Source organism: Streptomyces sp. Tu 3180, from assembly GCF_009852415.1.
Lineage (GTDB): Bacteria > Actinomycetota > Actinomycetes > Streptomycetales > Streptomycetaceae > Streptomyces.
The window spans coordinates 224,762-244,846 of sequence record NZ_WOXS01000001.1 but is presented as its reverse complement, the minus strand read 5'-3'; the positions used below and the strand labels follow the sequence as shown (position 1 = coordinate 244,846).

General features: G+C 69.0%; 23 protein-coding genes and 2 pseudogenes. 21 read left to right on the top strand and 4 right to left on the bottom strand.

The genetic code is table 11. The annotated features are described in order from the left end of the window. Both GL259_RS39250 and GL259_RS01095 read left to right on the top strand, forming a co-directional pair. Positions 1-1,030 (top strand): tetratricopeptide repeat protein (locus tag GL259_RS39250; RefSeq protein WP_159528383.1); only part of this gene is annotated, 1,030 nt, incomplete at its 5' end. A gap of 754 nt (positions 1,031-1,784) precedes the next feature. Next, positions 1,785-2,645, top strand: a complete 861-nt coding sequence (locus GL259_RS01095) for a replication-relaxation family protein (RefSeq protein ID WP_243762160.1) — start codon at positions 1,785-1,787, stop codon at positions 2,643-2,645. 603 nt (positions 2,646-3,248) lie between these two features. On the opposite strand, the gene GL259_RS01090 is transcribed toward GL259_RS01095, so the two are convergent. Next, a complete protein-coding gene (locus GL259_RS01090; protein WP_208026391.1) occupies positions 3,249-3,479 on the bottom strand; it encodes a DUF397 domain-containing protein in 231 nt (76 codons plus the stop codon). Next, positions 3,476-4,357 (bottom strand): helix-turn-helix transcriptional regulator, encoded by an 882-nt coding sequence (locus GL259_RS01085; protein WP_159528381.1) that lies wholly within the window; start codon positions 4,355-4,357, stop codon positions 3,476-3,478. The genes GL259_RS01090 and GL259_RS01085 overlap by 4 nt, the downstream gene beginning before the upstream one ends. 183 nt (positions 4,358-4,540) lie before the next feature. Here GL259_RS01085 and GL259_RS01080 point away from each other — a divergent pair, with 183 nt between their 5' ends. Beyond that, positions 4,541-5,863, top strand: coding sequence for a hypothetical protein (locus GL259_RS01080; protein WP_159528379.1), 1,323 nt, complete (start codon positions 4,541-4,543; stop codon positions 5,861-5,863). Positions 5,864-5,949: 86 nt separating this feature from the next. Further along, positions 5,950-6,600: a 2'-5' RNA ligase family protein gene (locus tag GL259_RS01075; RefSeq protein WP_243762159.1), complete on the top strand. Its 651-nt coding sequence runs from the start codon at positions 5,950-5,952 to the stop codon at positions 6,598-6,600. Here GL259_RS01075 and GL259_RS01070 read toward each other — a convergent pair. Then, complete coding sequence (locus GL259_RS01070) at positions 6,578-7,021, bottom strand: ATP-binding protein (protein ID WP_159528374.1); 444 nt, start codon at positions 7,019-7,021, stop codon at positions 6,578-6,580. The genes GL259_RS01075 and GL259_RS01070 overlap by 23 nt on opposite strands. Positions 7,022-7,306: 285 nt before the next feature. On the opposite strand from GL259_RS01070, the gene GL259_RS01065 reads away from it, so the two are divergent. The 8 genes and pseudogenes from GL259_RS01065 to GL259_RS01030 all read left to right on the top strand — a co-directional run bounded on the left by GL259_RS01065 (position 7,307) and on the right by GL259_RS01030 (position 13,672). Continuing rightward, a complete protein-coding gene (locus GL259_RS01065) occupies positions 7,307-7,735 on the top strand; it encodes a DUF6415 family natural product biosynthesis protein (protein ID WP_159528372.1) in 429 nt (142 codons plus the stop codon). Beyond that, complete coding sequence (locus GL259_RS01060) at positions 7,732-8,436, top strand: hypothetical protein (RefSeq protein ID WP_159528370.1); 705 nt, start codon at positions 7,732-7,734, stop codon at positions 8,434-8,436. Before GL259_RS01065 ends, GL259_RS01060 begins: the two co-directional genes overlap by 4 nt. 206 nt (positions 8,437-8,642) lie before the next feature. Next, positions 8,643-9,758, top strand: a complete 1,116-nt coding sequence (locus GL259_RS01055) for a radical SAM protein (protein ID WP_159528368.1) — start codon at positions 8,643-8,645, stop codon at positions 9,756-9,758. Positions 9,759-9,762: 4 nt separating this feature from the next. Beyond that, the gene (locus GL259_RS01050) at positions 9,763-9,966 is read left to right on the top strand and encodes a hypothetical protein (protein ID WP_159528366.1); all 204 of its coding nucleotides are present in this window, start codon (positions 9,763-9,765) and stop codon (positions 9,964-9,966) included. An 89-nt stretch (positions 9,967-10,055) separates the two neighbouring features. Continuing rightward, entirely contained in the window at positions 10,056-10,922 is an 867-nt protein-coding gene (locus GL259_RS01045; protein ID WP_159528364.1) for a GNAT family N-acetyltransferase, read from the top strand. Positions 10,923-11,127: 205 nt separating this feature from the next. Further along, positions 11,128-11,862: pseudogene (locus tag GL259_RS01040) on the top strand (replication-relaxation family protein); the annotation flags it as partial. A gap of 268 nt (positions 11,863-12,130) precedes the next feature. After that, positions 12,131-12,695 (top strand): annotated as a pseudogene (locus GL259_RS01035) (transposase); the annotation flags it as partial. 314 nt (positions 12,696-13,009) lie between these two features. Next, positions 13,010-13,672, top strand: a complete 663-nt coding sequence (locus GL259_RS01030) for an HAD family hydrolase (RefSeq protein ID WP_208026390.1) — start codon at positions 13,010-13,012, stop codon at positions 13,670-13,672. Here GL259_RS01030 and GL259_RS01025 read toward each other — a convergent pair. Beyond that, positions 13,653-14,873: a helix-turn-helix transcriptional regulator gene (locus GL259_RS01025; RefSeq protein ID WP_159528360.1), complete on the bottom strand. Its 1,221-nt coding sequence runs from the start codon at positions 14,871-14,873 to the stop codon at positions 13,653-13,655. The two genes, GL259_RS01030 and GL259_RS01025, sit on opposite strands and share 20 nt — an antisense overlap. A 307-nt stretch (positions 14,874-15,180) precedes the next feature. On the opposite strand from GL259_RS01025, the gene GL259_RS01020 reads away from it, so the two are divergent. The 9 genes from GL259_RS01020 to GL259_RS38190 all read left to right on the top strand — a co-directional run bounded on the left by GL259_RS01020 (position 15,181) and on the right by GL259_RS38190 (position 20,080). Then, complete coding sequence (locus GL259_RS01020) at positions 15,181-15,327, top strand: hypothetical protein (protein WP_159528358.1); 147 nt, start codon at positions 15,181-15,183, stop codon at positions 15,325-15,327. Positions 15,328-15,503: 176 nt separating this feature from the next. Then, positions 15,504-15,677: a hypothetical protein gene (locus GL259_RS01015; RefSeq protein ID WP_159528356.1), complete on the top strand. Its 174-nt coding sequence runs from the start codon at positions 15,504-15,506 to the stop codon at positions 15,675-15,677. Positions 15,678-15,746: 69 nt separating this feature from the next. After that, positions 15,747-16,361: a hypothetical protein gene (locus tag GL259_RS01010; RefSeq protein WP_159528354.1), complete on the top strand. Its 615-nt coding sequence runs from the start codon at positions 15,747-15,749 to the stop codon at positions 16,359-16,361. Positions 16,362-16,465: 104 nt separating this feature from the next. Beyond that, the gene (locus tag GL259_RS01005; RefSeq protein ID WP_159528352.1) at positions 16,466-17,035 is read left to right on the top strand and encodes a hypothetical protein; all 570 of its coding nucleotides are present in this window, start codon (positions 16,466-16,468) and stop codon (positions 17,033-17,035) included. A gap of 249 nt (positions 17,036-17,284) precedes the next feature. Continuing rightward, positions 17,285-17,581 carry a putative ATP-grasp-modified RiPP gene (gene tgmA / locus GL259_RS01000; RefSeq protein ID WP_159528350.1) on the top strand — a complete coding sequence of 99 codons (297 nt, stop codon included), beginning with the start codon at positions 17,285-17,287 and terminating at the stop codon, positions 17,579-17,581. Beyond that, the gene (locus tag GL259_RS38195; protein WP_243762158.1) at positions 17,581-17,766 is read left to right on the top strand and encodes an MvdC/MvdD family ATP grasp protein; all 186 of its coding nucleotides are present in this window, start codon (positions 17,581-17,583) and stop codon (positions 17,764-17,766) included. The genes tgmA and GL259_RS38195 overlap by 1 nt, the downstream gene beginning before the upstream one ends. Before the next feature lie 6 nt (positions 17,767-17,772). Then, the gene (locus GL259_RS00995) at positions 17,773-18,546 is read left to right on the top strand and encodes a RimK domain-containing protein (protein ID WP_243762157.1); all 774 of its coding nucleotides are present in this window, start codon (positions 17,773-17,775) and stop codon (positions 18,544-18,546) included. Then, on the top strand, positions 18,546-19,679 hold the full coding sequence (locus GL259_RS00990; RefSeq protein WP_159528348.1) for a protein-L-isoaspartate(D-aspartate) O-methyltransferase: 1,134 nt from the start codon (positions 18,546-18,548) through the stop codon (positions 19,677-19,679). The genes GL259_RS00995 and GL259_RS00990 overlap by 1 nt, the downstream gene beginning before the upstream one ends. Further along, complete coding sequence (locus GL259_RS38190) at positions 19,571-20,080, top strand: DUF6087 family protein (protein ID WP_243762156.1); 510 nt, start codon at positions 19,571-19,573, stop codon at positions 20,078-20,080. The genes GL259_RS00990 and GL259_RS38190 overlap by 109 nt, the downstream gene beginning before the upstream one ends. Positions 20,081-20,085 lie beyond the last annotated feature (5 nt).

The window sequence follows — 20,085 nt, the reverse complement described above, 5'->3', positions numbered from 1 at the left end:
AGCACGTCTGGACGCCGAGACCCGTCACCTCGGCCCCGACCACCCCGACACCCTCGCCAGCCGCGGCAACCTCGCCAACGCGCTGCACGGCCTCGGCCGGTACCAGGAAGCCGCCGACCTGCTCCGCCAAACCCTCACCGACCACGAACACACCCTCGGCCCCTATCACCCCGACACCCTCACCGGCCGCAACAACCTCGCAGGCGCCCTAAGCGACCTCGGCCAGCACCAGCAAGCCGCCGACCTGCACCGCCAAAACCTCATCGACCGCGAACGCACCCTCGGCCCCCACCACCCGAGCACCCTCAACAGCCGCAACAACCTCGCTGGCGCCCTGTACGACCTCGGCGAGTACCAGCAAGCCGCCGACCTGCACCGCCAAACCCTCACCGCCCGCGAACGCACCCTCGGCCCCCACCACCCCCACACTCTTGACAGCCGCAACAACCTCGCTGGCGCCCTGAACGACCTCGGCCAGCACCAGCAAGCCGCCGACCTGCACCGCCAAACCCTCATCGACCGCGAACGCACCCTCGGCCCCCATCACCCGAGCACCCTTACCAGCCGCAACAACCTCGCCAACGCCTTGGGCGATCTCGGCCAGCACCAGGAGGCAGCCGACCTGCACCGCCAAACCCTCACCGCCCGCGAACGCACCCTCGGCCCCCACCACCCGAGCACCCTCAACAGCCGCAACAACCTCGCCAACGCCTTGGGCGATCTCGGCCAGCACCAGGAGGCAGCCGACCTGCACCGCCAAACCCTCACCGCCCGCGAACGCACCCTCGGCCCCCACCACCCGAGCACCCTCAACAGCCGCAACAACCTCGCCAACGCCTTGGGCGATCTCGGCCAGCACCAGGAGGCAGCCGACCTGCACCGCCAAACCCTCACCGCCCGCGCACGCACCCTCGGCCCCCACCACCCGAGCACCCTCAACAGCCGCAGCAACCTCGCCCGAGCGGAGGCGGCTGTGGCACGGGCGGGGCGCAGGCGATGGTGGAGGCCGCGCCGGCGCGGCCAGCCGTAGGTACCGCTGGCTATCTTGAGGTTCTGCGACAGCAGTTAACGACGGCTTCGAAAGGCGCCCCGCTCCGGGATATCGATGTCGACGAGTTCGGGAGGCGGCCCTCGCGGGCACCGCGTAGTCGGCGACGGCGAGGCCATGACCGCACTTCTGGCCCTGTAGCCAGCGCTTTTGTGCGTACCGATGACGAGGGGCAGGTGACCGGGTGCCAGACAGACTCACGTGCCTGCCCTGTACCGCTGTCCGCTGCCAGCCCGAGCCGGTGACCAAGGTGTCTCCCGGCCCCGTCGAAAGGCGCTGCTCTTTGACGTCGACAGAGCCAGTACCGCAGACACCGTGATCCGGTCTGATGCGGCAAGCCCTCCGGTCAAGGCGCGAAGGCCTCGGCCGACGCGCGGCCGAGGACAGGCCGCCCCGCTTCCCGGTCGTACACCGCCCGGCCCTGTCCGTCCCGTTGTCTCCTCTTGTGGCAGTGAGGTGGTCATGAGGGGCGTACGGGGGAGGGTCGGGCTCCCGACCATGGTCAGACCAGTGTGGTGACCTGCGCATAAGCGAGCCGGACCCGGACAGGTGCGGGCCGGTGTCGGTGGGGATGCCGGAGGGGTTGTCGGCCGTGGTCGGGGTGGTGTTGTCGGATCGTGACCGTGGTCGGGCCCTCCTGGTCGGTGGTCTGGTCGGGGCCGGCTGCTGGCCTGTGACGTAAGCGCGGCGCCGGGTCAGGCGGTGCCGCACCTACGGATGCGGGAGCAGGGCGGCGATGAGGAACGTGGACGCGGGCAGTGGGGACCGGCTGGCGTTGGCGGTGCTGGTCCAGTACCGGATGGCCACCACCGAGCAGCTGCACCTCATCCTCTCGCCCGAGGTGCGGATCGAGCAGACCAGGCGCCGGCTGGCCAAGCTGCGCGGGGAGGGGCTCATCGACCGCATCACCCTGCCCCAGGCAGGGCGGACCCGGGTGTGGTTCCCCACCCAGTACGGGGCGCAGATCGCCTGCGAGTGGCCCGAGCTGCGCGGCCGGCGACCCCCGCGGGGCACGACCGACCGAACTGCGGTGCGACTGAAAGTCGGGCACGGACTGACGGTGACCGAGACCGCACTGGCGTTCCTGCAGGACGCCCGCCGCCACGGCGACCTGTGCCGGCCCCTGGACTGGATCCCCGAAGTCCACCACCCCCTCGGCAGCGGAGAAGCCGTCATCCCCGACGCCCTCCTCTACTACCAACGCCGCACCGGCCGTACAGACGACACCGACCATACGGACGATACGGACAGCGCGGACAGCGCGGTCGGCGCCAAGGGCGGGGTGATGCTGCGGGCGTTCGTCGAGGTCGACCGCGCCACCATGGGACCCGAACGCCTCGCCGCCAAACTCACCTCCTACGCCCGCCTCCACAACTACACACCCGCACCCGCGGCCCGGCAACGGCAACAACCCTTCCCCGAACCAGCACAGGAAACCTGGCGACAGCGCTACCCCCTCTTCCCCGCCTGCTGTTCGTCCTCGACGGCACCGGACCCACCGGCATCGAAACCCGCATCCACGCCCTACACGCCGCCGCCCGCGATATCGCGCTGGCTGGGTTCCTGCGCGAGGTCCCCGTCCTGGCCGCACCCCTGACCGACATCCTCCGCGACGGCCCCACCGCACCCATCTGGCGGTCCGTCCAGGGCCCCGACCAACGCCTCCCCTGGAGCCACTGACACCACCCAAAGAGCCGTGGTCAGGCTGCGCACAACTGTGGTCAGGGGCCGTGGTGGGAAGCCGACCAGGTGTTACGCAGACCCCGACCACGCCCCCGACCAAGCAGGCCAACGCATTGCGCAGACCAGAGCAGCGGACTGCGCAGCCACACCCCGCCACGACCACCAGCTGCACAACACACGCCCGCCAGCTGCAGAGCGCCCCCACGTCGGCGGGGAAGACTTCTGCATGCTCTTGGCGATGTCGAGCATCAGCGAAGCACCCCCGCGGACGCGGGGGTGTTCCGCCGTCCGGGACCTACCCAGTCAGGTCGGTACCAGATGGTGCTGTCCCACCAGTGTCCGCCCCGGTCCTGACGGATCGGTCGTGCAGGCGAGCCAGGAGCCCGTCACTGCGGACACCCGAACCCAGCGCACCCATGTTCTTCCTCTTCGTGGCGTCCAGGCATCAGCATGGTGAGGCATCTCCGCTCGGCAGCGCTGACTGGAGAAACAGGGAGCACCCAGTTCGGGTGGGGCTTCAGCCGACGCGGGTCTCGCCGTTGATGTACCAGCGCAGCAGGTCGTCCAGGGCGGAGCGGCTGATGATCACGGGTGATCGGCCGGGGTCTTTGGAATCGCGCACCGCTGCATGCGCACCGAGGTGGACGATCTCGACGCAGTCGTTGGCGCCTCCGCTGTAGGAGCTCTTGCGCCAGCGTGCCTGGTGAAGTTCCTCGGTGCGGGGGTGGCGGGGCGGGATCGTGCTCACGGTTCGAGCTCCTCGGCAGTGTGAGTGAGGCGTGGACGAGTCTCCGTCGGGCTGAGGGCGGAGGCCCTGAGTTGATCGAAGATGTCTGTGTAGTTCTGGATGTCGCTTTCGGACTCCAGGTACACGGAGTTGTTGGGGTTTTCCAGCCAGACGAGCGGGGTCGTGGGCTGGGGGAAGGTGAGGATGACGAAGGGGCCGTAGAGGCCGGGGTGGGCGCCGACGGAGAACGGGAGGAGCTGGATGGTGATGTTCGGCTGTTCGCCGGCCTGGACGAGGTGGGCGAACTGCTGGCGCATCACGGCGGGTGAGCCGATGACTCGGTGGAGGGCGGCTTCGTCCAGGACGGCCCACAGTTCGGCGGGGCGCTCGCCGGACAGGCGGCTTTCCTGACGTTCCATACGTACCTTGACCAGTGCTTCTACCTGGTCGGGCGTGAGATCAGGGCGCATCTGGGCGATGACGGCGCGGGCGTAGTTCTCGGTCTGGAGCAGTCCGGGGATGAGCAGGGGCTGGTAGTTGGCCAGTGTGGTGGCGCTGGCTTCCAGGGCGAGGTAGCCGTCGTAGCGGGTGGGGGCGAGGACCGTGGAGTATTTGCGCCACCAGGGTTTTTGCTGTTCCTTGTCGGCACGGACGAGGTCGAGGATGTCGTCACGTACGCGGTCGTCGGTGACGGCGTAGCAATCGAGGAGGGCTCGGACCAGTACGGGGGTGGTGCCGCGTTCGCCGGTCTCGATCCGGCTGAGGGAGCCTTGGTTCACCTCGATCTGTTCCGCGACCTCGATGAGGGTGAGGCCGGCCGCCTCTCGTAACTCGCGTAGTCGTGCGGCGAGCTGGCGTCGGTAGACCGACTGAGGGGCCAGCTTCCTCTTCAGTGCCATGGGGGCAGTCTGTCCATCCTCCCGTTCGTAGACAACCCGAAAGAGCCAACTTCACGAGACATATTGCCTAGTTGCTGTTGCGTGGGCATTCTTGCGTCAGACATCCCGCGCGCCGTTCAACCCTGGCGTGCGTGCCGTTCGCCGACGAACCTCTGGTTCCGCCGACGTGTTGGGAGGTCTTCAATGCTCCGGAAGACGCTGCTGCGGCAGTTACTCGAAGAGCGCCACCTCACGACGTACAAGGCGTTCGAGGTGCAGTTCTCCCGTACGGCCCGACGCCTGGCAACGGAGGCGGGTGATCCTCGGCTGGCCTCGGTGGTGGTCTCTTCGCGGCAGTTCGACCGATGGATGAGTGGGGAATTGAAGCAGCTCCCCCGCCCTGACACCTGCCGCATCCTGGAGGAGCTGTTGGGCAGGGCTGCCCGGGATCTGTTCAGCTCGGCCCCGGCGGACCCGTTGCCTGCCTCATCATCTATGCTTGCCAACCCTGTGCCTGCCGCCCCGGCCTTGCCGGTCACCGACGATGAGGATCCGGCGGAGATCGTCGCCCGGGCACGTCAGTTGACCTGTGGTAACGCTGACGAGGCCACCCTGGTTTTCCTCGCCTCCCAGCTCGAGGTGATCACCGAGCGGTACGAGCAGGACGGGCCGCACATCCTGTGGGGACAGGCGAAGAGCCTGCGCGCTCTGGGCCATACTCTGCTCGCCGGCCAGCAGCCTCCGGCGGCACGCAGGGAGCTGTTCCGGATCACCGCGCGGGCCGGCGGACTGCTCGGCTACATGGCCGTGAACACCGGCGCGTTCCCCTTGGCTGAGGCGTACTGCGCCGAGGCACTGGAACTGAGCCGGGCGATCGGCGATCTCGACACCGAATTGTGGGCCGGCGGCACCCAGTCCTTCGCGGCGTACTACGCGGGCCGCTACGCCGAGGCCGACGCACGGGCCGCCGCCGCGCTGGGCCGGGCACCGGATCATCCGCAGGCCATCCGGCTGCTGGTCAACGGCCGGGCCCGGGCGCTGGGCAAGCTGGGTGACCGGAACCAGGCCGAGCGGGCTATCGGGCAGGCGCTGGACCTGTCCGACCGGTATGACGTCGTCCCTGGTCTGACTTCGTGTATCTCGTTCTTTCCGTACGGGCGGGCTCGCACCCTGGCCAATGCGCTGACCGCCCGTGTCGCTCTGCAGGACACCGGGCACGTACTGCGGGACGCTGAGGACCTCGATGGCCTGGTCGAACAGTCCGACTCCGCGTGGAGCCGCTCCCTGGTCCGTTTGGACGTGGCCACTGCGGTGCTGCAACAGGAAGCGCCGGATGTGGAGCACGCCATGTCTCTCGGGCAGCAGGCCATCACTTTGGCTAGTCCGTTGCCGATCAGTTCGGTGCGGCAGCGCTCTCGGGACCTGTATGAGCGGGCAGCCCCTTGGTGGTCCCGGCCGGCGGTGCGCGAGTATGGCGAACAGCTCCGTGCCTGGGGCTGTCAGCTCCCGCCTGCCGAGGCGGGGTGATCACGAAAGAGGTTAGCCGGGTGTCTTGGCCGCACATCCCTCTCAGCGCCGATCCCGCCGCCTTCCCTGTCTGCCCACCCGCCGACTTGGCCGACCCAGCCGTGATCGCGGCGCATGACCAGGCGGCCTTCGACGCCGTGGAGAGGATGGTTGATCACTGGGACCGGCCCGGTTGGACGGCGCAGACCCGGGCGTACTACTGGATGCTCACCTTCCCCGATGACCCGGTACTGGTCGGCCTCGCCCGTCGCTGTCAGCAGCGCCTCGCACCGCTCGGCTTGGATCCGGTCCCCGACGACGGGCTGCACATCACCCTCGCTCGCGTCGGCTCCGCCGCAACGCTTCCGTTGAGCCACCTCGACGACGTCATCAACGCGGCGACGCCCCTTCTCCCGGAAGCCTTCCGCCTGCGTGCCGTCCCGCTCGCGGGCTCCCGGGGCGCCGTACGCCTGACGGTCGCGCCATGGGCCCCGGTACTGGCGCTGCACGTGGCGCTCAGCGAGTCCATGACGTCGTTGGGGCTGACTCCTGGCAAGCCGACCGCGCTGTTCCGCCCGCACCTGAGCCTGGCCTACAACAACCGGCCGCGTCCCGCTGCCCCGATCATCGAGGCCGTCACCACGCTACGGGACCTTCCTGCCGTGGACCTGCATGTCCGAGAGGTGCAGTTGGTGGAGCTGCGGCGCGAGGACCGTGCCTACCGATGGGATGTCGTCAAGAGCGTTCCGCTCGGCTGACTGCCGACTTCCTGCACGGCAGGACGGCAACGACCGCCTTGCCGACGGCGGTGGTCTCCACGTACCACCGCCGTGCCAGTGTCTGCACCAGCCACAGTCCACGGCCGGACTCGACAAGCGGATCGGCAGCGGATTTCGACGGGTGTACATGACCATCGTCGTGCTCGGGGTCGTGGACCGCGACGATCACCTGATCCCCGTCGATCTCGATGGTCAGACAGTCGGGGCCGGCAGTCGTGTGCCGCACGGCGTTGCCCACCAGTTCGGAAACGACCAGCACCGCGTCGTCCACGCAGGGCACGACGCCGGCCAGCACGGTACGAACCTGGTCACGGGCCGGGGCAAGCGGCTCAGGCCGGCCGGCCAGGGCCACCCGGTACGTGTGCGGACGGTGGGCTGCCGGGCTTGAGTCGTTCAGCATCGCGGTCGCTCTTCCGGTCGTACGAACGGGCGTGACCCACAGGTTCCGCTGATCCGCAGCGCGTCTCCACGCCGTCCGACCGACGCTTCTTCGCCGTCCAGACGGCGGGGAGAGGGCGTAGCGACGGCGTGGAAACGCCACCCCCGTGACGGGAGCCTCGAAGCCGATGACCGGACCCCTTCCAGGGCGTTCGGATCGCCGACTTCACGCAGAGGAGATCACCGTGCCCGCCCTCATACGAGGTACCTACCGGATCCGTCTCGCTGGACAAAAGGAGCCGGGGCGATGACGGCCACCGCCCTCTGCCCCGGTTGGTCCCATCCCGTGCGGGCGGCCGTGCCGCCCTTCACCGAGGCCGGCTTGCGAAGGGTCCTGGAGAAGGTGCAGCGCTGGGCCCCGTACGTCGACGGCCTGCTGCTCGAGGACGTGGCAGCCGTCCTGGACGACTACACGCCCACCGAGCACGAGGGCGACGAGCACGCGCAGCGGCTGCGTGGCCACCTGAGGCGACTCATCGACCTCGCCGTGGTCTCCACGGTGGCCGAGCAGGACGAGCAGGTAGCCGACCTTGTCGAGCGCGGGCGCGCTCTCCGGTCCGAGGAAACACCCGCCGAGCACCGCCGGGCCGTCGGACACATCCGGCGCATGGCGTGGACGCTCGACAACCTCCTCGAACGCCTGGTGGCCCACCAGTGCCTTACGGAGGCGCCGTGACCTTCCCGTCCCTGCGCCTCGCCTACAACCCGCGGGCCCTCGAGCCGGGAGACAAACACCTCTCCCTGGTCCCGTACATCACCCAGAGACAAGGGGAGGACGCGGCACCGGACAACCTCGTCCTCACCCGGCACCCCTCCGGCCCGCGCCTGTACTACGCGGACGAGGACCCAAGGGACCGCGATCCGCGCGGCGTGCTCTGGGCCCGGTGCGGATGGAATCCCGTCGACGCGCAGGGCCGCATCACCGGTGAACCGCAGTGGAAGCTGGTGCACCCCCATCGGCAGATGGTGTGCATGCAGACGCTCACCTGCCAGGTGTGCACGCGTCCCGCCCGCACGCCGCTCGGCTTCATCTTCCTCGCCGGCCCCCGGGACCACGACCCGGCTCAGGCGAGCATCCTCACCAGCCAGCCTCCCGTGTGCCGCAAACATGCCCGCACCGCCGCGAAGCTCTGCCCGCATCTAAAGGACGACCCGATGGTGTTCCTGGCCAGGAGCGCGCCCCTGTACGGCGTGCACGGCACCCTGTACGGCCGGGACGAGCACGGCGTGAAGGTCATCACACAGCCGGACGCACCACTGCCCTACGGCCACCCGAACACCGGAACATTCCTCGCCTCACAGCTCGTTCGCCGCCTCCAGTCGTTCCGCGTCGTCAGCCTCGACGAGCTGCTCTGGGAACTGGAACGCACCGCGTAGAGCCCCTGCTCGGCGGCCCGGACGTCCTCTCGGCCCGGGCCGCCGGAGCAGCACAATCCCCCGGCGTGGGGACGAACTGCCCGACTCCGTGTTCCCCCACGGCGAGGTCGCCGCCCCGCGCCGGGCCCCAGCCCTCTTTGCCGCCCCGCTCCCCCGACGGGGCGGCAAAGAGGGACCAGCCCCTCCCTGAACGAAGGGAAGACGACGTGCATCGTCTGATCGCCAGCCCGTTCCTGGAACAGCATGTGCTGCTGCGAACCGGCCGCAAGGACGGCCTCCTGCTGCCCGAAGCGAACTACAAAGGCCTGCGCTCCCACGACCCCGCCCAGCCCGCGCCCGCCTGGCTGGCCGACACCGTCCGCGACCAGTGGGGCATGGACGTGGCAGGCCGGCCGACAGGTGACTTCCTGCTTGTTCGGCAGCCGTCTTCCTGGGGCTATGGCAAAGCAAGCTGGGAGGTCAACCTCGGCTGCAACTACGCCTGCAAGCACTGCTACTTGGGGCTCAAGGTGAACTCCGGCATGCCGCTGCCGGACAAGCTGCGGTGCCTGGACATGATGGCCGAGGCCGGCGTGCTGTGGCTCCAGATCACCGGCGGTGAGCCCACCATCGACAAGGACTTCCTGCGCTCCTACCAGCATGCGTTCGAGCTGGGCATGATGCTCACGGTCTCCACCAACGGCTCCCTGCTGTGGCGCGAGAACATCCTGCGCCTGTTCGAGGAATGCCCTCCGTACCGCGTCACGGTGTCCATGTACGGGGCGACCAAGGCCAGCTACGACGAGCTGACGCAACGGTCCGGCGCGTGGGACCTGTTCATTCAGGGCATGAATGCCGCCCGCCACGCACGACTGCCGCTGCGCATGAGCGTCATCGTCACCAAGGACAACGCGCACGAAGAGACCGCCATGATCGACCTGTGCGAGCGCTGGGGCGTGGAGCACGAGGTGTACACGAACATGACGCCGACCATCTACGGCGGCGGGGAAGTCCTCACCACGCAGTCCAAGGACCACCTGCGCATGCGCAGGCAGTTCACGGGCTGCAATGCAGGACACACCTTCTTCCACATGGACCCGCACGGGCTGGTGTCCATCTGCAAAATCGGCCGCGACGACCAGATTTCCCTCCCGCGGGAGGGCATCGGCGGCCTCGCCCGGCTCGGCGCCATCGCCGACCGGCTGATGCTTCGCACCGGAGGCTGCTCAGGATGTGCACTCTCCGGTTCCTGCACCGTATGCAGGCCCCTGGCCAAGCACTTCCAGGAGGCGAAGGCCCCACTGGCGGCTTACTGCCAGCACGGACGAAAGAAAGCAGAGTGAACACATGACCGCTGTAACAGTCGAGATCTCCCCCAGGCGCCCGCTTCCGGGTGACGGGCCCACCCAGGACGGTGACCTGCCGTACTTCACCCGGCCGGTCCTCTCCCCGGCCGAGCCGGTCACCCAGATCACCGGCATCGCCGACATGGACGAGCTCATGGACAGCGCCAAGTGCAGCTGCTCCGCGGGCGACGACAACCCCCACTAGCCGGTCGAAAACGGCAGGAAACACTCGGGCCTCGGTGTCTCCTGCACCGAGGCCCGAGTCATGCGTGAGGGGCGAGTAGCGTTGGCCTCATGCGCTTGCTGTGGGAGTGGTTGCACCCTGTGATCCGCGTGCCTTATGTGCCGACGATCGGCCCCGTCCACCCCGACGCTCTGGGCGTAGCCCTGTTCGGTGACGTCCTGCGCGTCGCCGGTACCGGCGCGTTCCTGCCGTACGACAAGGATCAGCGCTGGGCCGCGACGAAGGACGAGACCGTACTGCTCGATCACATCGAGCACACCAGTGCGCGGACGTTGATCCCCACCCTGCGCAACCGCGGCAGCGGCACCCTCACCGTCTACGTCTACGGGCCTGCCACCGAAGAGGCCTCGGGCCTGGCCGCCAAGCTCGCCGCCGGCCACCACACCTCTACCGCCCGGGTGGTCACCTTCCACGCTCCAGAGGAGACGCCACCGGCCGGCACCGCCGTCACCCGCGTGCAGATGAAGTCCTTCACCCACTCCCGGCACGAGGACCAGCCCGGTCCCATCCAAGCCGTGGCCGCTCTGTCTGCACCGGTGAGGGACACATTCGCCGCGTTCGCCGACCGGCTGACCAGCGACGGGTTCGCATTCCTGCACAGCCAGATGCAGGCCAATTCCGTCGGCCCCGTCCTGGCCGCCACCGACGGCGGCCGCATCGTAGGCGCGATCGGCCCCATGGAGACCATGCCCGACCACGCCGGAGCAACCCGGCTGCTGCCGCAATATTTCGGCGTTCTGCCCGAGCACCGCGGCCACGGCCACGGCCGCACCCTGTGGCGCGCCGCCATGGCATGGGGCACCGCTCACGGCGCCGACTACCAGCTACTACAGACCGAAATCGGTGGCGCCTCCGATCGACTGTGCCAGTCCGAAGGGCTGCGCTCACTCGGATTCGTCAGCGTCACCAAGCTCTGACCCGCACGCCCCGCCGCCTGACCGGCCCCACAGACGGCCCCGCTCGTCCGCTTCCCCCCGTGGCGGATGAGCGGGGCTCTTGCCGTACCTTCTGAACCTCTCAGCCATCAGGTGTAACGCCCTGGGCGGTAACTCCGTCCATATGACGTCGAAACGTTGACGCTGGGGGCCACTGAGCTATCAGGAGGACTTTCAGTGACGACAGCGCTCCGACGGCTTCGTCGACTACACGGTGCTGCCCGGCTCGGACCGCTCCCGCACCCACGCCTGGTACCTCACCCCCGACGGTGCGCGCCTGACGAGGGACTTACCCATCCTGCGGGGGCGGCCGCCCTATCCGATCACCTCCACGACGGCGGCGTCGCTGAAGACGGCGCACACCCTGACCGTGGTGCGCGCCCATCTGGCCTTCGCCGCCGATGCCCGCCGGCTCGGGCACGAGCACGGCCCCTGGGACTGGACACCCGAGGTGTCACACTCCATCGGCGAGGGACAACGGGTGGTGGCCGACGCCGTCATGTACTACACCGTCGTCAGGGGTGAGCAGCGGCGCAAGCTGCGCGCGTTCGTGGAGGTGGACCGCGCCACCATGAGCGGCGAGCGCCTGGCCGTGAAGCTGATCGAATACGCGCGGCTGCATCAGCACGAGGCGCAGCCCGTCGGCCGGCGCCGGCGCGTCGCCGCGGAGCCCGGCTGGATGCGCTGGTATCCGGTCTTCCCCCGCGTGCTGTTCGTCCTCACCGGCGCCTCCCGCAGGCGGCTGGAGGGCAGGATCAGCGACCTGCAGGCGATGGCCGCCCAGCACCCCCTGGTCGCCGCGCTCGCCCGCGAGGTGCCGCTGGGAGCCGCCGTCCTCGAGGACCTCGAACTACACGGCCCCGCCCAGGACATGTGGACGCCCCTGACCGGCGGCACACCCCGCCCCTGGACCGACCTGTAACGCTGCCGGCCTTTGCCGGTGGATACGCGAGCGCGCCCCGGACCGTATCGGTCCGGGGCGCGCGTGCTGTACGGCAGTGGTTACAGTTCGCGGCGACCGCCTTCATCGCGGCCCACTCAGTTGGGTAGTTGGGGCGGACCTCCGCGACCATGCGCACCGCACGCTCACGAAGCTCGGCAGGGTAAGGGGACGGACGGGCCATGACTCGATCCTCTCAGGGAATCGAGCCTCCATCAGACCCAGAGCGCTTCACAGCGACGTGCTGATGCTGGTCTGCGACGGGCTCAGGGGCCTGCCCGAGGCGGTGGAGACCGTCTGGCCCCGCACCATCGTGCAGACCTGCGTGGTGCATCTGCTGCGGAACTCGTTCCGCTATGCCGCCCGCCAGGACTGGGACAAGATCGCCAAGCTTTTGAAGCCGGTCTATACGGCGCCGGCCGAAGAGGCCGCCCTGGAGCGGTTCGCGGAGTTCGCCGACGCCTGGGGTCGGAAGTATCCGGCGATCGTGAAGCTGTGGGAGAACGCCTGGGTGGGGGTGCCCCCGGACGAAGTCTGGGGGAGAGTTCACCCCGTTCCTGCGGTTCGACACCGAGATCCGCCGGATCGTCTGCACGACGAACGCGATCGAGTCGGTGAACGCGCGGATCCGTCGGGCGGTCAAGGCCCGCGGACACTTCCCCAACGAGCAGGCCGCCCTGAAGTGCGTCTACATGGCGATCATGTCCCTCGACCCCACGGGCAAGGGACAGGCCCGCTGGACCATGCGCCGGAAGACCGCGCTGAACGCCCTCGACATCACCTTCGACGGCCGCCTGTCGGCAGCCCGCCAGTAACCCCAACTACCCGATTTACACCGCTCGTTTGACAGAGCCGCAGCCGGCTACTACGCCTGGCGCTCGATGTGCCTTGGGTCTGGTGGTGACAGCAGAAATGGAGTGATGCTGCGAGCCCTCGCCGAAGTCGACCGGGCTCCTCCGGGAGCAAGAACCGGCACGAAGTCCGGGCTCTCCCGCCGACGCGGAAATGGTCCCCATGCCATCCTCAATGGGACGACAGAGATCCTCGTCCAAAGCGGTGCCAAGCCACATCGCACCAGCACACTCGGTCAGCGTCCAGGAGACCACCATGCCCAGGTACGCTCGAGCTCATGATTCGCGCTGTGATCTTCGACGTCGGCGAGTGCCTCGTGGACGAGACCACCGAGTACAGCGCCTGGGCCGACTGGCTCGGCGTACCCCGTCACACCTTCCACGCCATGTTCGGCGCGGTCATCGCCCAGGGTCGCGACTATCGCGACGTGTTCCAGGAGTTCCGGCCTGGTTTCGACTTGTACGAGGAGCGAGAGAAACGGGCACAGGCCGGCCAGCCCGAGACCTTCGGCGAGGAGGACCTCTACCCCGATGTCCGTGACGCGCTCGCTGCGTTGCGCGCGGACGGCCTGTGGCTGGGGATCGCCGGAAACCAGACCGTACGCGCGGGCAAGATCCTGCGCACGCTGTTCGCCAACGACGTCGACCTGATCGGCACCTCCGACGACTGGGGCGCCAGCAAACCCGATCGGACCTTCTTCGATCGCGTTGCCGAGGTCGTCCCGGTTGATCCGGCTGAGATGCTGTACGTCGGTGACCGCGTCGACAACGACATCCGGCCCGCCGTCGCCGCCGACATGTACACCGCGCTGGTGCGCCGCGGGCCCTGGGCGACGATCCAGTGGGACAGCGAGGAGGCGCAAAAGTTGCCGACGTTCCGCGTCGAGAGCCTTTTGGAGCTGTCTCCGCAGATTGCCCGGTTCAACGAGCAAGTGCGCTGACCGTGGTCGTCCACCCGTAAAGCCGGTCGTCCAGCTCCCGCACGCACTGTTGCTGCTGGTGCGGTGCCAGCGCGCGCCGCACCTCGCGGATGCGGTCCATGCCCATCGCGTACCAGGTGCGCTCCAGCTGGTCGAGTGCGCGCAGCGCGTACCGGCAGGCGGCTTCCGGGTCTCCGGCCGAGGCCTCGACCGCGGCCAGGTCACCGAGCACGACCGTGGTCTGCTTCTCCTCGGTCGGGTCGAGCGCGTCAAGGACGCTGAGGAGTGTCTCGCGCGCTTGCGGCAAGTGTCCCGCGCGCAACTGTGTGTTCCCTTTGAACGCGGCGAGTCTGGCGGGGGAGAACCAGTCCAGCCACTGGGGCGAGGCATGTTCCGATCCGGTGGCGAGGACGTCCTCGGCGTGGCCGATCAGGTGCAGCGCCATCCTGGTGTTGCCGCAGCGGGTTTCACATTCGGCCTCCACCGCGTCGAGCCAGGCAAGCAATTCGGCGGAGGCCGGGCCGCGACGGGCGTAGGTTCGCGCGGCCACCATCCGCTCACCGGCCGCCTCACGGTCACCGGTCCAGGCGGGGATGAAGGCCATGTGCGCCAGGACCGCAGCGCCAAGCAGCGGGTCGTTGGCCTCGCCTGCGGCCTGCAGCGCCCGGAGCAGGGTATGCCCAGCGCGGTCGGGCTCACGGATGTCGAAGAACTCAATCCTACCGACCAGCAAGTAGCTCTCGGCGAGCGCTGCAGCGATCCGCTGCCGGGTCTGTCCGGCAGTCTCCGGGAGGAGGGCGCAGCCGAGTGTGGTGTGCGCGAGTGCCGCCGGATGCAGCGTGACCGGCGCAACAGACCAGTACAGGCGCCGGTGCGAACGGGTGACGGCTTCATAGTCCTCGGCCGTGGTGGCTGGCTGCACTGCGACGGCCTGGACGGGAAAAGCGGCAAGGCCGACAGCGGCAGCCGGGGCAGCAAGCACGGTCCGCCGCCCGCTGTCGGGCGCCCCACTGGGCGGTGTGAACCCAAGAGCTTCCAGGTCCTGCCCGAGCGTACGCGTGAGGGCCTGGGCAACCTCGGGCTGCGGCCAGGGCGGAGCATCGGATTCCCAGCGGCGGACCTGACGGACGCCGACGCCCAGGACGTCGGCGAGGGCCTGCTGAGAGTGGTAACCGGCTGCGAGCCGGGCTGCCTTCAGGCGGATGTTTCCAGGGCGTGCCACAGCTATACCTCCATCATTATGTACTGCGGTAAGTGTCACTGAAAGTCCTCCTTCTGACTAGCACTCACCCCTAGGCCCCATCAAAAGTCCTCTCAATGACACAGAAGAGACCTCTCAAAGTCCTCGGTCTTGGCTTTCGGCAGGGCCATTCTGGTGTTCACCTGATCACCCCTGCGCCGACCGAGGAGCCCTCGATGCGCACCGCTCCAACCATGGACAACCTGTGCAGGACGCCGCCCGCGTGTCACGTCACCCCGGTCTTGTCCCGGTCTCGAGTCTCCGTGCTCACGTCGGCACTGTGCTTGTCATGACGCAGCCGACCAGGGGCGGCATCACCGTGCTGCCCTCGATGAAGCGGGATGCCATGCCGGACAACGTGAAGCCGCCGACCGTGCGGAAGGAACTGAGCGCGCGCCTGGCCACCAAGAGCAGCAACAGTCGGGACGGGTTGTGACGCGCGCCATCGGACGGTACGCGGGAGTCCTGTTCATCATCATGATCAGCGGGTCGTGCGGCCTGGTGATCGGCATGGCCCTCGCCATCGACCAGTAGGCCGACCGCCCCGGACGGGTATCCCCTCCCCAGCCCGGGGCGGTCCTCCACGCCGCTCACCTACCGCACACCGGTCACGTGCGTGGCAACAAAACCGCGACCGGCATCACGGTCGAGGACGGGCCGGACTTCGACGTGGACCTCAGAACCGTCGCTTCGGCCGTACCTGGCCCGCTGCTGAACGGCACCGTCGACAGCTGTGGCTCGACCTGCCAGTACACCTGCTTCATCAGCACCTGTATCGGCGGCTGACCCGCCCAGCGGGGCCCGATGTCGATCATGCCGGATTCCGCACCACCCTGACCGCCAGGAGGCGCAGCGATGTATCACGCAGTAGACGCGAACATGATCAAAGTGTTCGCATTCCACACGGGTGCGATGCGATTGCCTGAAGGCGGCGGCATGAACCCTCGCAAGACGCTCGCCCACCAGGAACGAACTCCCGGAGAGCCCTCAATGCCCACCGAGTCCCTGCCCTTAACACCAGCAGACCTTGCCCCTGTCACGGCTGGTGCGCTCATCACCAGCACCTTCAGAGCGCAGCTCCCCGGAGACCGAAGGGCGCTGTATCTGTCTCGCGTGTGGACCCGGCGCATCGTCACTGTCCTGGGCTGGCGCGGTGATGTCCTGCGGGCTGTCGAGGCTGTGGCCCGGTTGGTGGACAACGGGGTGCGGCACGGGTTGCCCGACAGCCTTCTCCCGTGTGAGTTGCGGCTGTCTTTGAGCGCTGCGATTGAGGCGTCCGGCTGCCTGGTCATCGACGTGTCCGATCTGAACCCGGCCTTTCCCGACTTTGATGCGGCCGTGCGCGGAGAGAGGGGGCGGGGGCTGTGGCAGGTGGCTCGCTTGGGCGCACGGGTGACCCGGTTCTTGCCCGAGGAAGGGGCCGGTAAGACCGTTCGTGCCATCCTCGCCCCTGGGCTGGTGGACCTGTGAAGCGGCAGCACTTCTGGAAGGGCCAACGTGTCCCCTACATCACGGCGTGGACCGCTGAGGCCCTCCCCCAGCCCGAGATCGTCTTGCACGTCGGGTACGCCGGAGTGGGTATCGGCTACGCGGACGAGGACCCCGTCACCGATCGGCGCTATGAGGCGCTGTGGGTGCGCTCAGGCATCGCCCCGGGGCGCGGGAAACCGGACTTCCGGCGGCTGAACAGCCGCCGACAGCAGCGCGCCATGCGCTACAGCCTGTGCCAGGTGTGCGGCGAGAGCGTCCTCGACAGGCGAGCCGACGAACGCGTCCTGCACCTGCTGGGCGGCGCGACACCGATCGCCGAGGGGGAGACGACCGCCGCGCCTCCCGTGCATCCGCTGTGCGCGGTGGAGGCGATCGAGAACTGCCCGCCCCTGCGACAGGGCTGGACGGCCGCCCTGGTGAAGTACAGCCCGCTATGGGGGGTGGCCGGCATCGTGCACGACCCGGTGACGCTCAAACCGCTCCCCACGCCCGAGGGGCGACCGGGCGAACTCCAGCACGTACACGTCGAAGACAAGAAGATCCGCTGGACACTGGCCAACTTCACCGTGGTCAGTCTGCACGGCATCATCCCCATCTCCCGCGATCAGCTGTACGAGATGGCGCTGGCCGACGAGCGGCCCGGCGCGGCATAGACCCCTGGCCGGCGGCCCGTATGCCCCCGGCCGGGCCGCCGGCCAGGCACAACTCCCGGCGCGGGACGAACTACCCGATCCGTGTTCCCCCACGGCAAGGTCACCGCCCCGCGCCGGGGCCAGACACGCCGGCCGACCACACGAAGGACAGGCGGCCGGCGTCGGGCGAGCCCAAGGAGTCGCCCCCGACTCCACCTTTGCGACGGACCCGCCCACCCCATCGCACACCCGAAGGAAACGGAGAAGAACGTGACGACAGCTCTCGACCGAGAGGCATTCCCCCTCACCGCGCCCGGAGGGCGCACCCCGTACAGCGCGGAGGCCCCGTCGGCTCCGCAGACCAGGCCGTGGGCCTTACGGTTCGCGCGCACCCCTGACTCCACCGGTGCCGCCCGCGTCCCGGCGCACGTCTACGACCACGACCGGCAGGTCAACATCTGCGACGACGGTGGCCTGCTGACGTGCATGGCGAACACGCACACCCCGACCGTCCCGGACGGCGACACGAAGAACCCGCCGCCGCTGGATGAGGGGCCGAAGGACTGATGCCCTCGCCCGTCCTGATCATCGCCGCTGCCGATGACTGGCCCACGGACCGGGTCGTCGTCGAGCTGGAGCGCCGCGGGGTTGAGGTGTTCCGCATGGACACCGCCGACTTCCCGCAGCAGCTCACCCTGGCCGGCAAGATCGACCAAGCGCAGGCGTGGACGGGCGAGCTCGCCACCGAGTAGCGGACGGTGGAGCTGTCCCAGGTCGGCGCGGTGTACTACCGCGCCCCCGGGGCGTTCCGCTTCCCCGAGGGGATGTCCGGACCGGAGGAGAGATTCGCCGCTGCTCAGGCCCGCGCTGGCCTGGGCGGTGTGCTGTCCGCGCTGGAGTGCCGTTGGGTGAACCACCCGACCGCCATGGCACGCGCCGAGTACGAGCCCGCGCAGCTCGCGGCCGCCCGCGCGTGCGGGCTGCGCATCCCGGCCACCCTGATCACCAACCGGCCCCGCGACGTGGTGGCGTTCGCCACGCAGACCGGCGGGCCGATCGTGTGCAAGCCGGTCGCCTCCCCCGTACTGATCGAGGACGGCCGGCTCAAATCCGTCTACACACAGCGCCTGAGCCTGTCCGACCTGCAGGACCTGCGCGGGATCGACACCACCGCGCACCTGTTCCAGGCCTGGGTCAGCAAGGAGTACGAGGTGCGGCTGACGGTAGTCGGGGAGCGGATGTTCGCCGCCGCGATCCACGCCGGCAGCGAAGCTTCGTACGAGGACTGGCGCAGCGACTACGGATCGCTGACCTACACCACGACCACGACCCCCGAGGACGTTGCCGCAGGAATGCGGCGCCTGATGGAGCGGCTGCAACTGCGCTACGGCGCGGCAGACTTCATTGTGGGCTCCGATGGGCAGTGGACGTTCCTCGAGGTCAACCCGTGCGGCCAGTGGGATTGGATTCAAAGCGCGACCGGCCTGCCGATCGCCGAGGCGATTGCCGACGACTTGCAAGGAGGCACCTGATGCACTGGAAACCGCACGCGGCCGCCCTCGCGGCCCAGACCGCGTACCCGGGATCGAGCTGGTGGGTCCCGGTCAAGGAGACGCCTCGACACATGCTGGTGCCGCGTTGGTTCACCCCCGGCCCGCAGGGGTGGACCGTCGTCGACGGGCCGTCCGACGAGAAGGCGTGGGCTGCGGCCGCGTATTCGGACACCACGCTGATCACGCGCGTCGGCGCCGTACACGCGGACCAAGCCCAAGCCGGCCGTACCGTCACCGGGCATCCCACCTCGTCCTCCACCCTCCCCAGCCTGGTGGTGACGATGCTCCGGCACTGCCGCCTCACCCCCGGCATGCGCCTGCTGGACGTGGCGACCGGCTCTGGGTACAGCGCCGCTCTGGCCTGTCAGCGGATCGGCGACGACCTGGTGACGACGCTGGACGTCGACCCCTACCTGACCCATGCGGCCGCGGAACGCCTGGACCAAATCGGCTGGTACCCCACCGTCGTCACCGCGGACGCCGGCGGCGAGGAACTGCCGGGCGTGTTCGACCGGATCGTGTCCACGGTGTCGATGCCCCGCATCCCCGCCTCGTGGCTGGCCGCGCTCGCCCCCGGCGGGCGTCTGGTCACCACGCTCGAGGGAACCGGCCTGATCGTCACCGCGGGCAAGACCGACGACGGCGGCGCGAGAGGGCGCGTGGAGTGGGACCGTGGGTCGTTCATGGCCACCCGCACCGGCGACGACTACCCGCCCGCACTCAGCGAGGTGTTCGACACGGCCAACACCGCCGAAGGGGAGGTGAGCGTTTCCCCGTTCCCGGTGCTGGACGTCATGCAGGTCTGGGAGGTGTGGTCCATGCTCTCCCTGACCGTGCCCGGCATCGAGCACCGCACCGGCACCGCAGACGACGGCAGCCGCATGACGTGGATGCTGCACCCGGACGGCTCCTGGGCCCGTGCCCACACCGCACAGGGGGAGCGCACCACGACCGTCCACCAGGGCGGCCCGCGCCGCCTGTACGACACCCTCGAACAGATCCGATGGCGGTGGCTGGAGCACGGGGAACTCCCCGTGTACGGCGCCCAGGTCACCATCACCCCCGACGGCGAGACGACCCTGTCGCGCGGCGGGTGGTCCGTGACGTTGTAACCCCCGCGCAGGGTCCCGGCGATGGCGCTGACACGGCAGACTGGACGAGAACCGACAAAGGGAGGGAGCACCCTGTGGAAGACGAGCCCCTCGAGGAGTGGGCGGGGCGCCGTGAGCAGCGACGCCCCGCGCCAGGGGAGCGTCGGGCGGTCCCGCTTGGCGAGCAGCCGGAGCAGGGAGCCCACGTCGCCCCTGACGCACCACGCGGCATTCAAGAATGGGACGGGCACCAGTGGACGCCGGCCGGCATTGCCGAGGACCGCGCGGCCGCCGCGGACGAGACCGGGCAGGATGCGGCGCGGCGGGCCGAACAGGTTCCTCTGCCCATGTTCAGCAAACTGCCCCCACGGCCTGAGCCGTGGCGGCCGACGCAGCAGTGGCGCCGCCCTGACGCCTCCTGAGCCCT